A 12,299-nucleotide genomic window follows, 5' to 3' on the forward strand; every position below is an offset into this window, starting at 1 on the left:
ACAAGTGTGAGACACCTGGAAGGGCAGCAACACATGGCTGAGCGCCGCGTCAACGTCGGCTGGGCCGAGGGCCTTCACGCCCGACCCGCCTCCATCTTCGTCCGCGCGGCCACGGCCGCCGGCGTCCCCGTGACGATCGCCAAGGCCGACGGCAACCCGGTCAACGCCGGCTCGATGCTCGCGGTGCTCGGCCTCGGCGCCCAGGGCGGCGAGGAGATCGTCCTCGCCTCCGACGCCGAGGGTGCGGACGCCGCCCTGGACCGTCTGGCGAAGCTGGTCGCGGAGGGCCTCGAGGAGCTTCCGGAGACGGTCTGAGCCACCCAGCGCGTTCGATCGCGCAGCACTTTTGAAGGGTCCACTCCGGAACACGGGGTGGGCTCTTCGCTTTATCCAGGGCAACTCAGAGGAAATCCGGCGCGAGTCGGTGCGATCCGGCGCGTTACCGCGCGCTCCGGCGCGTTCCGAAATTCACGCAGAATGAATTCTCTCGAATAACGCCGCCCTGTGACTTGTATACGGCACGCGCGTTAATTCCTAAGGCTCACCGTGTTGACGGGATGTTGCGGATCCCTCACACGGCCCGCGCTCGCTGTATGGCGCAATCGGTGCGCGCCCGCGGTCCGCTCCATCTGGTCGCAGGTGAGCGCCCTGGCCCGCTCCCCGTCCCCGCGGCCCACCGCGTCGACGATCGCCGCGCGCTGCGCCCACGCGTCGAACGGCGCCGCTGACGGCTCCACGACGTACATCCAGGCGATCTTGTGCCGGAGCTGGGCGAGCAGCGCGATGAGGCCGGGACTGACGGAGGCCTGGGCGAGCGTCTCGTGGAACCAGCCGCCCAGTGACCGCAGATCCTCCCCCTGCCCCCGCCGCGCGCGCTCCTGGCCGAGCCGGACGAGGCCGCGCAGGACCTTGAGGTGCGCGTCGGTGCGGCGCCGGGCCGCGCGGGCGGCCGCGAGCGGTTCGAGCAGCATGCGCAGCTCCAGGAGGTCGGCCGCCTCCTGCTCCGTGGGCTCGGCGACGCAGGCGCCCGCGTGTCGGCGCGTGACGACGAACCCCTCGGCCTCCAGGGTGCGCAGGGCCTCGCGCACCGGAACGCGCGAGACGCCGTAGCGGCGGGCCAGAAGCTCCTCGGTGAGCCGGCCGCCCCTTTCGTGGACACCGGAGACGATGTCGTCCCGGATGGCCGTGCACACCGAATGCGCGGGAATACGCATGACCGGACCTCCGCCTTAATCCCCGCGAAACGCGGTCGACCGACGCTCGTTCGGCAACTCTATTGCAGAGTGCCGGAATTACCGACGGCGGGCCGCAATCCATGGATATCTTTTGGCCAAGCGCGGAAGGGCCGGAAAACCGCGAAGACCCCGGCTCGGGAGAGCCGGGGTCTTCGGTGTGCTGAGAGGTCAGACGTTGACGCCGTGCGAGCGCAGGTACGCCACGGGGTCGATGTCCGAGCCGTACTCGGGGCCGGTGCGGGCCTCGAAGTGGAGGTGCGGGCCACTGGAGTTGCCGGTGGAGCCCGAGAGGCCTATCTGCTGGCCCGGGGTGACCGTCTGACCGACGGTGACGCCGAGCGAGGACATGTGGCCGTACTGGGTGTACGTGCCGTCGTTCATCTTGATGACGACGTTGTTGCCGTACGCGCCGCCCCAGCCGGCCTCGACGACGGTGCCCGCGCCGACCGCGTGGACCGGGGTGCCGGAAGCGGCGTGGAAGTCGACGCCGGTGTGGCTGCCGGAGGACCACATGGCGCCGCCGGTCTGGTAGCCCGTGGAGACGTACGAGCCGGAGATCGGGGAGACGTAGGCGTTCAGGCGCTTGCGCTCGGCCGCGCGGGCGGCGCGCTCCTTGGCCTCGCGCTCCTTCTTGGCCTTCACCTTGGCCTCGGCCTCGGCCTTGCGCTTGTCCTCGGCGGCCTTCTTCTTGGCGGCCGCTTCGGCCAGCTTGGCGGCGGCGGCGTCCTCGGCCGCCTGGCGCTGCGCGGCGGCCTGGGCGTCGATGGTCTCGGCGAGCGAGCCGCCCACGGAGATCGCCTGGGTGAGGCCGGTGTGCTCCACGGCCCCTTCGTCGACGGCGGCGAGCGCCGGAGCGGCCATGCCTCCGATGACCCCGGTGGTGGTCAGCGCGGCGACGCCCGCGACGTTCGCGGTCGTGCGGGTGAGGCGGCTGGGACGACGGTGCTTCCCGGTGGCACGGGTGAACGCCATGAAGCGGCTGATCCTTTCCTTCCTTCTCGCCTACCGGGTTAGCTGACGGGTTCGGAGCAGGAAGGTCTCCTACGAGCCCCTCACCTGACGGCAAGGTGCCCGATTCACCCCAAGGGACTGTGGGTCCCCGGCTCCCCTGGCTCGCACCGTACGGGGACTCGGCGATGACTGTCCGGTGCCGCGGATGCGACGTGGTGTGTGACGGACAGCCGGATCGAAGCTAAGCGCCCCCTCTTTCAATCGACAAACGGATCGACACTTTTGTTGCGCACGCCACACGGCAGACGGGCAACCGCCATACAAACTCGGACATATGAGGCCCCGGCGACCGAACCGGTCACCGGGGCCTCGAAACGCGCTGACTCTCGCTCAGCCGCCGCCTCTGGATCGAGCGCGGCCTCTGGTCGGCCGCAGCCTCTGGTTCAGCCGCTGACCACGCTCACCTCGCCGATGCCGAGCGCCCTGACGGGCTCCTCGATCTGCGCGGCGTCACCGACGAGGATGGTCACCAGGTGGTCCTCCGGGAAGGCGCTCACGACGGCCGCGGTGGCCTCCACGGTGCCGGTGGCGGCCAACTGCCGGTACAGCTGTGCCTGGAAGTCGTCCGGCAGGTTCTGCTCGACCTGGTCGGCGAGCGTCGCGGCGACGGAGGCGGCCATCTCGTACTTGAGCGGGGCCACGCCCACGAGGTTCTGCACCGCCACGTCGCGCTCCGCGTCCGTCAGGCCCTCCGCGGCGAGCGTGCGCAGGACCTTCCACAGGTCGTCCAGCGCGGGGCCGGTGGAGGCGGTGTCGACCGATCCGCTGATGGCGAGCATCGCGGCGCCCGAGCCGTCCGGAGCGGACCGCAGGACCTGGCTGAACGCCCGCACTCCGTAGGTGTAGCCCTTCTCCTCGCGCAGGACGCGGTCCAGCCGGGAGGTGAGGGTGCCGCCGAGGCAGTACGTGCCGAGGACCTGGGCCGGCCAGATCCGGTCGTGCCGGTCCGGGCCGATGCGGCCGATCAGGAGCTGCGTCTGGACGGCTCCGGGGCGGTCCACGATGACGACGCGGCCCGTGTCGTCGGCGGTGATCGGCAGGCTCGGGCGGGGCTCGGCCGTGCCGCCCGTCCAGGTGCCGACGGTGTCCGCGAGGACGGCGTCCAGGTCGGTGCCCGTGAGGTCACCGACGATCACCAGGGTGGCCGTCGCGGGGCGGACGTGCTTCTCGTAGAAGGCGCGTACGGCCGCCGAGTCGATGGCGGTGACCGTCTCCTCGGTCCCCTGGCGGGGCCGGGACATGCGCGTGCCGGCCGGGAAGAGCTGCCGGGAGAGTTCCTTGGCGGCGCGGCGCGCCGGGTTGGCGGCCTCGTGCGGGATCTCGTCCAGGCGGTTGCGCACGAGGCGCTCGATCTCGCTGTCCGCGAAGGCGGGGGCGCGCAGGGCGTCGGAGAGCAGGCCGAGCGCCTTCGGGAGGCGGGAGACCGGGACTTCGAGGGAGACCCGGACGCCGGGGTGGTCGGCGTGCGCGTCCATCGTGGCACCGCAGCGGTCGAGCTCGGCGGCGAACTCCTCGGCGGAGTGCTTGTCGGTGCCTTCGTTGAAGGCCCTCGCCATGATCGTGGCGACGCCGTCGAGACCCTCGGGCTCGGCGTCCAGGGGCGCCTCCAGGTGCACCTCCACGGCGACGACCTGCTGGCCCGGGCGGTCGCAGCGCAGCACCGTGAGGCCGTTGGGCAGGGCGCCTCGCTCGGGGGCGGGAAAGGCCCACGGCTTGGCCGTGCCGGCCTGGGGCTGCGGGTGGAACTGCATCGTCGCGGCCTCGCTCACTTCGCCGCCTCCTCTTCTTCGGCGTCCTCTTCCACGGCGTCCTCGGCTGTCCCGTCCGCGGTGGCCACGGGTTCGTAGACGAGCACCGCGCGGTTGTCGGGGCGCAGGCGGGCCTTGGCGACCTCCTGGACCTCCTCGGCGGTGACGTCGAGGACGCGCTGGACGGCGGTGAGGGCGAGCTGCGGGTCGCCGAACAGGACCGCGTACCGGCACAGTTCGTCCGCGCGGCCGGCGACCGTGCCGAGCCGGTCGAGCCACTCGCGCTCCAGCTGTGCCTGGGCGCGCTCCATCTCCTCCGGGGTGGGGCCCTCCGCGGCGAAGCGGGCCAGCTCCTCGTCGACGGCGGCCTCGATGACCGGGACCTCGACATCGCCGGAGGTCTTCACGTCCAGCCAGCCGAGCGAGGGGGCGCCGGCCAGGCGCAGCAGCCCGAAGCCCGCGGCGACGGCGGTGCGGTCACGGCGCACGAGCCGGTTGTAGAGCCGGGAGGACTCGCCGCTGCCGAGGACGGTCAGCGCCAGGTCGGCGGCGTCGCACGCGCGCGTGCCGTCCTCCGGCAGGCGGTAGGCGGCCATCAGGGCGCGGGCCGGGACGTCCTCCTCGACGACCTCGCGCAGCTCCTGCCCGATGCGCTCGGGCAGGGAGCCGTCGCGCGGCGGCTGCTTGCCGTCGTGCGAGGGGATCGACCCGAAGTACTTCTCGATCCAGGCGAGGGTCTGCTCGGGGTCGATGTCGCCGACGACCGAGAGGACCGCGTTGTTGGGCGCGTAGTACGTACGGAAGAACGCGCGCGCGTCCTCCAGCGTGGCCGCGTCGAGGTCGGCCATGGAGCCGATCGGCGTGTGGTGGTAGGGGTGGCCCTCCGGGTAGGAGAGGGCGGTCAGCTTCTCGAAGGCCGTGCCGTACGGGACGTTGTCGTAGCGCTGCCGGCGCTCGTTCTTGACGACGTCGCGCTGGTTCTCCATGGACTCCTCGTCGAGCGCGGAGAGCAGCGAGCCCATCCGGTCGGCCTCGAGCCACAGGGCCAGCTCCAGCTGGTGGGCGGGCATCGTCTCGAAGTAGTTGGTGCGCTCGAAGCTCGTCGTGCCGTTGAGCGAGCCGCCCGCTCCCTGGACCAGCTCGAAGTGTCCGTTCCCCGGCACCTGCTCCGAGCCCTGGAACATCAGGTGCTCGAAGAGGTGAGCCAGGCCGGTACGCCCCTTGACCTCGTGGCGGGAGCCGACGTCGTACCAGAGGCAGACGGCGGCGACCGGGGTCAGGTGGTCCTCGGAGAGCACCACGCGCAGGCCGTTGGCCAGCCGGTGCTCGGTCGCTGTCAGGCCGCCGGAGCCGGCCTCGGCTGTGGCCGTGTGACCCATGGGCATGTACGTCCCTTCGATCGCTGGATCTTCGCTGGATCAGAACCGTTGCTGCCAGTCCTGCCACTGTATGCAAGCGTGCTGACACCTGACGAAGTTCCCGGTCCGCTCAGGGCGTAGTCCCGGCCGTGACGTCGCCGCCGCACGGGTCGTGGTCGGCGTTGTCAGTGGGACGGTCCACAATGGTCGGCGTCAGAACCCGCACTTGTTGGTGAAGGAGCCGCAGCAGCGATGGCCCGCCGCAGCACGAAGACCCCGCCGCCCGACGACTCGTTCGAGGAGAGGATCCTCGACATCGACGTCGTCGACGAGATGCAGGGCTCCTTCCTCGAGTACGCGTATTCGGTCATCTACTCCCGGGCCCTGCCGGACGCCCGCGACGGCATGAAGCCGGTGCACCGCAGGATCGTCTACCAGATGAACGAGATGGGTCTGCGCCCCGACCGCGGCTATGTGAAGTGCGCCCGCGTGGTCGGCGAGGTCATGGGTAAGTTGCACCCGCACGGCGACGCGTCGATCTATGACGCGCTGGTGCGCATGGCCCAGCCCTTCTCCATGCGCCTCCCGCTGGTGGACGGCCACGGCAACTTCGGCTCGCTCGGCAACGACGACCCGCCGGCCGCCATGCGGTACACCGAGTGCAAGATGGCCGACGCCACCTCCCTGATGACGGAGTCGATCGACGAGAACACCGTCGACTTCGAGCCGAACTACGACGGCCAGGAAATGGAGCCCACCGCCCTCCCGGCGGCCTATCCGAACCTCCTGGTCAACGGCGCGTCGGGCATCGCGGTCGGCATGGCGACGAACATGCCGCCGCACAACCTCGGCGAGGTCATCGCCGCGGCCCGGCACCTGATCAAGCACCCGGGGGCCGACCTCGAGACGCTGATGAAGTTCGTGCCGGGTCCCGACCTGCCCACGGGCGGCAAGATCGTCGGCCTGACGGGCATCAAGGACGCCTACGCCTCGGGCCGCGGCTCCTTCAAGATCCGCGCCACGGTCGCCGTGGAGAACGTGACGGCGCGCCGCAAGGGCCTCGTCGTCACCGAACTACCCTTCTCCGTGGGCCCCGAGAAGGTCATCTCCAAGATCAAGGACCTGGTCGGCGCCAAGAAGCTCCAGGGCATCGCCGACGTCAAGGACCTCACCGACCGCTCGCACGGCCTCCGCCTGGTCATCGAGATCAAGAACGGCTTCGTCCCGGAGGCCGTCCTCGAGCAGCTGTACAAGCTGACGCCGATGGAGGAGTCCTTCGGCATCAACAACGTCGCGCTGGTGGACGGCCAGCCGCTCACCCTCGGCCTCAAGGAACTCCTCGAGGTCTATCTCGACCACCGGTTCGACGTGGTGCGCCGCCGCAGCGAGTTCCGCCGCGGCAAGAAGCGCGACCGCCTGCACCTGGTCGAGGGCCTTTTGGTCGCCCTCCTCGACATCGACGAGGTCATCCGCCTCATCCGCTCCAGCGACAACTCCGCGCAGGCCAAGGAGCGGCTGATCGAGCACTTCTCCCTGAGCGACATCCAGACGCAGTACATCCTGGACACGCCGCTGCGCCGGCTGACCAAGTACGACCGCATCGAGCTGGAGTCCGAGCGCGACAAGCTCAACGGCGAGATCGACGAGCTGACCGGCATCCTGGAGTCGGACGCCGAGCTGCGCAAGCTGGTCTCCTCGGAACTGGCCGCCGTCGCCAAGAAGTTCGGCACCGACCGGCGGACGGTCCTCCTGGAGTCGGCGGGCTCCCCGGCCGCGACGGTCTCGCTCCAGGTGGCGGACGACCCGTGCCGCGTGCTCCTGTCCTCGACGGGCCTGCTGGCCCGCACGGCCAACGGCGAGCCGTTCTCGGACGGTGAGACCAAGCGCGTCAAGCACGACGCGATCGTCTCGGCGGTGCCGGCCACGGCGCGCGGCGAGGTGGGTGCCGTCACGTCCCACGGAAGGCTGCTGCGCCTGTCCGTGGTGGACCTGCCGCAGCTGCCGGAGACGATGGGCGCGCCCAATCTCTCCGGTGGGGCGCCCGTCTCGGAGCTGCTGCCCCTGAGCGGGGACGAGAAGCTGATCTGCCTGATGACGCTCGACGAGTCGTCGCCGGGGCTCGCGCTCGGCACCGCGCAGGGCGTGGTCAAGCGCGTGGTGCCCGACTATCCGTCCAACAAGGAGGAGCTGGAGGTCATCACCCTCAAGGACGGTGACCGGATCGTCGGCGCGGCCGAGCTGCGCACCGGCGAGGAGGACCTGGTCTTCATCACGGACGACGCCCAGCTGCTGCGCTACCAGGCCTCCCAGGTGCGTCCGCAGGGCCGTCCCGCGGGGGGCATGACGGGCATCAAGCTCGCGGCGGGCGCGAAGGTCATCTCCTTCACCGCGGTGGACCCGGCGGCGGAAGCGGTCGTCTTCACGGTGGCGGGCTCGCGCGGCACCCTCGACGACTCGGTGCAGACGACGGCCAAGCTGACGCCGTTCGACCAGTACCCGCGCAAGGGCCGCGCCACGGGCGGCGTGCGCGTCCAGCGTTTCCTGAAGGGCGAGGACTGTCTGAGCTTCGCGTGGGCGGGCCCGACGCCACCGCACGCGGCCCAGCGCAACGGCATGCCGGCCGAGCTGCCCGAGATGGACCCGCGCCGTGACGGCTCGGGCGTCTCGCTCGCGAAGCCGGTGGCGGCGGTCGCGGGGCCGGTGTAGCCGCGGCTCGGTCCGTGGGCCGAGTCAACGGACCCGGTCCGCGGGTTCAGTCCATGGGCCCGGCGTCGAGATCCTCGGCGTCCGGGTCGGCGGCACGCGGGTCTTCGGCTGCGGGCCTCTCGGTGTCCGGGTCCGCGGCATGCGGGTGGTCGGCGTCCGGTTCCTGTACGTAGCGCAGTACGCCCCACATGCCCTGCTCGTCGGCCTGCGGGGCGTACGCACGACAGGCCCCCAGCTCCTTCTCCAGGGCCGGTACGTCGATGCCCGACCCGATGAGCACCAGCTGGGTCAGGCGCGGCTCGCCCGGAGCCCACGGCTGCGGATAGAAGCGCAGGAACCGTCCGACGGCGTGCACCTCGTAGCGGTTGCGTGGGTCGGCGGCGCCGAAATCGACGTACCCCTTGATGCGGTAGAGCCCTTCGGGCCTGCTGTCGAGCAGGGCCATCAGGGGACGCGGCCCCAGGGGCACCTCGGAGGTGAAGGCGAGGCTCTCGTAGGCGGAGTGCAGGTGGTCGTGGTGCTGCCCGCAGGCGTCCCCGGAGTCCGCGTGGCCTTCGGGGTCGGCGGCGTCGTCCGGCAGATCGTCGAAGTCGTCCCGCAGATCGTCGAAGGAGAGTTGGCCGACCCGCTCCCCCACGGGCGCCCGGTCGAAGAACAGCTCCACGTCGACCCGCCCGAAGGAGGCGGCGACGACGGCCGCCCGCCCGGCGAGGTCGCGCACGACGCCCAGGACGCGCTCCTGCTCCGCCGAGGGCACCCGGTCGGCCTTGTTGACCACGACGAGATCGGCGATGCCCAGGTGCCGGTCCAGTTCGGGATGCCGCTGCCTGTTGGCGTCGAACTCGGCGGCGTCGACGACCTCGACCAGCCCCCCGTACACGATGCGGGGGTTCTCGCTGGCGAGCAGCATCTTCACCAGCTCCTGCGGCTCGGCGAGCCCGCTCGCCTCGATGACGATGACGTCGATCCCGGCGGAGGGCCGGGCGAGCCGCTCCAGGTACTCGTCCAGCTCGCTCGCGTCCACGGCACAGCACAGACAGCCGTTGCCGAGCGAGACGGTCGAGTCGCCGAGCTGCCCCGCGACCGCCATCGCGTCGATCTCGATCGAACCGAAGTCATTGACGATCGCCCCGATCCGGCTGCCACCGCTGCGGTGCAGCAGATGGTTGAGCAGGGTGGTCTTGCCGGAACCGAGGAATCCGGCGAGAACGATGACCGGGATCTGCTGCGTGTTCAACCGTGGGCCCCTCATACCGGCGTGCGTACGGATCGCGGCGGGTCGACCCGATGGGCGGAAACCGGACCTCGGCGGATCCCCCCCGTCGGAATGCGAGCCTCGCCGGACCCCGTGTGGAAAGTGACGATCGCCCCAGGATAGGCCTGCCGGGACATGCCGCGAAGTGAACGACTGTCAGCGGCGCTCGCGGGGCACACGTCAGGCATGGCGCCGTGACGCACGGCCCATACCCCCTTCTGTGCGCCGCTTCTCCGCCTCCCCGCCGATCAGAGCCGCTCGGCGCCCGGGGAGACGGCAAGCGCACCGCCCACCGCTCGCCGGTCCGCTGTCCCGTTCCCGGGGGCCCTCAGAGGTCCTTGCGGGGCTTGCGTCGCTTGCAGCTCTTACGGTTCGCTCGTCGTCAGCCGGCCGTCGGCACCGGCTGTGGTGCGGGCGGGCCCACATAGCGGGCCGCGGGCCGAATGATCTTTGAATCCCGCGCCTGCTCCAGGATGTTGGCGCTCCAGCCCACCACTCGCGCCGAGGCGAACGTCGGGGTGAACATCTCGCGCGGCAACCCGCACAGCTCCATGACGACCCCGGCGTAGAACTCCACGTTCGTGTGCAACTCGCGCCCCGGCTTCAGCTCCGCCAGGATCGCCTCGACGTGCCGCTCGACCTCGATCGCGAACTCCACCATGTCGCCGCCGAATTGCCGTGCGATGTCCCGCAGCATGCGGGAGCGGGGGTCCTCGGTGCGGTAGACGGGGTGCCCGAAGCCCATGATGCGGTCCCCCGCGAGGACCCGCTCGCGGATCCATCCGTCGATGCGGTCACGGGTCCCGATCGCGTCGAGGGTGTCCAGGGCCCGGCTCGGTGCCCCTCCGTGCAACGGCCCCGACAGCGCCCCGACCGCCCCCACCAGGCAGGCCGCCACATCGGCGCCGGTGGACGTGATGACCCGCGCAGTGAACGTCGAGGCGTTGAACCCATGGTCAATGGTTGAGATCAAGTACTGCTCGATGGCCCGCGCCCGGTCGGCGTCCGGTTCCGAACCGGTGAGCATGTAGAGGTAATTGGCGGCGTACGACAGGTCGTCCCGCGGCTCCACGGGATCGAGGCCCTGGCCGAGCCGGTACAGCGCGGTGAGCAGGGTCGGCACGACGGCGGACGCGGCCAGGGCGTCGGCACGGCGACGGTCCTCGCCGATGTCGTACACCGGGCGGAAGCCCTTGGACGCCCCGAAGAGCGAGAGGGCGGTGCGCAGCCCGGAGAGCGGCCCCGACAGCGCACTGGCGCGGGCGATGGCGGGCAGTGCCGCGCGGACCTCCTCGGGCAGATGGCGCAGCGAGGCGGTCCGCGCGGCGAAGGCGGCGGCCTGTCCGGCGTCCGGCAGCTCCCCGTGGAACATCAGGTGCCATACGTCCTCGAAGCTGCGGCTCTGTGCGAGCTCGACGGCCGAGTACTGGCGGTAGTGGTAAAAGCCTTCGTATCCCCTCACGTCCCCGAGTTCCGTCTCAGTGACGACGACACCCGCGAGTCCTCGTGGGACCTCGACCGGTGCGGTGGGGGTGGCGGCTGAGCCATTGATCGGCATGTTGTTCCTCGACTTCCTCCCTGGACTTGATTCGACTGTCCATGCTTGACTGAGACATTGTCAATATTGATCAGATCAATGCACACATCCAGATGTCGGGATACGGATACGGTGTCGCCCATGACGGATCAAGGAACCGCGCAGGACGGCCGACGGCGGCTGAGCACCAGAGAAGCCGCCGAGTTGCTCGGCGTGAAGCCTGAGACCGTGTACGCGTACGTGAGTCGCGGCCAGCTCAGCAGCCGGCGCGGGCCGGGCTCACGGGGCAGCACGTTCGACGCCGGGGAGGTCGAGGCGCTGGCCCGCAGGAACAGACGGGCCCCTGCCGCCTCGACCACGGGCGACGAACTCTCCGTACGCACCCGCATCACGCTCATCGACAGCGACCGCTACTACTTCCGAGGGGTGGACGCCGCCGAGCTCGCGCTGACGCACTCCTACGAGGAAGTCGCCGAGTGGCTGTGGACCGGCGTCCTGCACCCCGGCGTCCGCTTCACCGCCCCCGCCGACACCGTCTCGGCGGCCCGTCGCGCGGTCGGCGCGCTGCCCGAGCACAGCGGACCGGCGGATCGGTTGCGCGTGGCGGCCATCGCGGCCGGAGCCGCCGACCCGCTCCGCTTCGACCTCTCCGAAGGCGCGGTCATCGGTACCGCGCGCACGCTGATCCCCACGCTCGTCGCCGCGCTCCCGCCGATCCTGCCCACCCACCGGGACGAAGGGCCGCTGGCCCGGCGGCTGTGGGGCCGGCTGAGCGGCGTCGGGCCCGACGAGGCCGCCCTGCACGCCCTGGACACGGCCCTCGCGCTGCTGGTCGACCACGACCTCGCCGCGTCGACGCTCGCCGTGCGGGTCGCCGCCTCGGCGCGAGCCCACCCCTACGCGGCGGTGTCGGCGGGGCTGGGCGTCCTGGAGGGCCCGTTGCACGGCGCGGCCAGCGGTCTCGCCCACCGCATGCTCCTCGACGTGCTCGACCGGGGCAGTGCGACGCCCGTGGTGGCCGACGAACTGCGTGCGGGCCGCCGCGTGCCGGGCCTCGGCCACCGTCTCTACCCCGGCGAGGACCCGCGCGCGCAGGCGCTGTTCGGCCTCCTGGAGGTGATGCCCAAGGCGGGTCCCGCCCTCGCCGCGGCCCGCGACGTGGTGGCCACCACTGCCCGCCACACGGACCTGCGGGCCAATGTCGACCTCGCCCTGGCCGTCCTGACCGCCTCGTCCGGGATGCCGGCGGAGGCAGGCGAGACGATCTTCGCGGTGGCCCGTACGGCGGGCTGGATCGCGCATGCCCTGGAGGAGTACGGCGAGCGGCCGCTGCGGATGCGGCCCAGCGGCCAGTACGTCGGCGTGCGCCCGCCCCAGCCGATGCCTTCTACTTCGTCGGCGGACCTCTCCGAAGAGGCGTGATCCACTGCGGCGGAGGACGCAGGTTAG

At 71.1% G+C, this 12,299-nt stretch carries 9 protein-coding genes and 1 riboswitch; of the genes, 3 read left to right on the forward strand and 6 right to left on the reverse strand.

Features of this window, described 5'->3' with window-relative positions; translation table 11 throughout:
- The first annotated feature begins 33 nt into the window (after positions 1 to 33).
- Positions 34 to 315 carry an HPr family phosphocarrier protein gene (locus ACZ5GP_RS32245; RefSeq protein WP_358581480.1) on the forward strand — a complete coding sequence of 94 codons (282 nt, stop codon included), beginning with the start codon at positions 34 to 36 and terminating at the stop codon, positions 313 to 315.
- 212 nt (positions 316 to 527) lie between these two features.
- On the opposite strand, the gene ACZ5GP_RS32250 is transcribed toward ACZ5GP_RS32245, so the two are convergent.
- From ACZ5GP_RS32250 to ACZ5GP_RS32265, 4 genes are all read right to left on the reverse strand, one after another.
- Complete coding sequence (locus ACZ5GP_RS32250; RefSeq protein WP_468754212.1) at positions 528 to 1,214, reverse strand: GntR family transcriptional regulator; 687 nt, start codon at positions 1,212 to 1,214, stop codon at positions 528 to 530.
- A gap of 189 nt (positions 1,215 to 1,403) precedes the next feature.
- Entirely contained in the window at positions 1,404 to 2,207 is an 804-nt protein-coding gene (locus ACZ5GP_RS32255) for a M23 family metallopeptidase (protein WP_468754213.1), read from the reverse strand.
- A 12-nt stretch (positions 2,208 to 2,219) separates the two neighbouring features.
- A riboswitch (cyclic di-AMP (ydaO/yuaA leader) is annotated at positions 2,220 to 2,381 on the reverse strand.
- A 248-nt stretch (positions 2,382 to 2,629) separates the two neighbouring features.
- Positions 2,630 to 4,015: a M16 family metallopeptidase gene (locus ACZ5GP_RS32260; protein ID WP_468754214.1), complete on the reverse strand. Its 1,386-nt coding sequence runs from the start codon at positions 4,013 to 4,015 to the stop codon at positions 2,630 to 2,632.
- A complete protein-coding gene (locus ACZ5GP_RS32265; protein ID WP_468754215.1) occupies positions 4,012 to 5,379 on the reverse strand; it encodes a M16 family metallopeptidase in 1,368 nt (455 codons plus the stop codon). The genes ACZ5GP_RS32260 and ACZ5GP_RS32265 overlap by 4 nt, the downstream gene beginning before the upstream one ends.
- A 225-nt stretch (positions 5,380 to 5,604) precedes the next feature.
- Here ACZ5GP_RS32265 and ACZ5GP_RS32270 point away from each other — a divergent pair, with 225 nt between their 5' ends.
- Complete coding sequence (locus ACZ5GP_RS32270; RefSeq protein ID WP_468754216.1) at positions 5,605 to 8,058, forward strand: DNA gyrase/topoisomerase IV subunit A; 2,454 nt, start codon at positions 5,605 to 5,607, stop codon at positions 8,056 to 8,058.
- Positions 8,059 to 8,104: 46 nt separating this feature from the next.
- On the opposite strand, the gene ACZ5GP_RS32275 is transcribed toward ACZ5GP_RS32270, so the two are convergent.
- Both ACZ5GP_RS32275 and ACZ5GP_RS32280 read right to left on the reverse strand, forming a co-directional pair.
- Positions 8,105 to 9,310: a CobW family GTP-binding protein gene (locus ACZ5GP_RS32275; RefSeq protein ID WP_468754217.1), complete on the reverse strand. Its 1,206-nt coding sequence runs from the start codon at positions 9,308 to 9,310 to the stop codon at positions 8,105 to 8,107.
- 385 nt (positions 9,311 to 9,695) lie between these two features.
- Positions 9,696 to 10,871, reverse strand: coding sequence for a citrate synthase/methylcitrate synthase (locus ACZ5GP_RS32280; RefSeq protein ID WP_468754218.1), 1,176 nt, complete (start codon positions 10,869 to 10,871; stop codon positions 9,696 to 9,698).
- A 120-nt stretch (positions 10,872 to 10,991) separates the two neighbouring features.
- On the opposite strand from ACZ5GP_RS32280, the gene ACZ5GP_RS32285 reads away from it, so the two are divergent.
- The gene (locus tag ACZ5GP_RS32285; protein WP_468754219.1) at positions 10,992 to 12,272 is read left to right on the forward strand and encodes a citrate synthase family protein; all 1,281 of its coding nucleotides are present in this window, start codon (positions 10,992 to 10,994) and stop codon (positions 12,270 to 12,272) included.
- Positions 12,273 to 12,299 lie beyond the last annotated feature (27 nt).

Source organism: Streptomyces sp. NPDC031466 (genome assembly GCF_055581265.1).

Coding starts and splice junctions, on each gene's coding strand:
- ACZ5GP_RS32245 (WP_358581480.1), top strand. CDS start 34: ATGGCTGAGCGCCGCGTCAACGTCGGCTGGGCCGAGGGCCTTCACGCC.
- ACZ5GP_RS32250 (WP_468754212.1), bottom strand. CDS start 1,214: ATGCGTATTCCCGCGCATTCGGTGTGCACGGCCATCCGGGACGACATC.
- ACZ5GP_RS32255 (WP_468754213.1), bottom strand. CDS start 2,207: ATGGCGTTCACCCGTGCCACCGGGAAGCACCGTCGTCCCAGCCGCCTC.
- ACZ5GP_RS32265 (WP_468754215.1), bottom strand. CDS start 5,379: ATGCCCATGGGTCACACGGCCACAGCCGAGGCCGGCTCCGGCGGCCTG.
- ACZ5GP_RS32270 (WP_468754216.1), top strand. CDS start 5,605: ATGGCCCGCCGCAGCACGAAGACCCCGCCGCCCGACGACTCGTTCGAG.
- ACZ5GP_RS32275 (WP_468754217.1), bottom strand. CDS start 9,310: ATGAGGGGCCCACGGTTGAACACGCAGCAGATCCCGGTCATCGTTCTC.
- ACZ5GP_RS32280 (WP_468754218.1), bottom strand. CDS start 10,871: ATGCCGATCAATGGCTCAGCCGCCACCCCCACCGCACCGGTCGAGGTC.
- ACZ5GP_RS32285 (WP_468754219.1), top strand. CDS start 10,992: ATGACGGATCAAGGAACCGCGCAGGACGGCCGACGGCGGCTGAGCACC.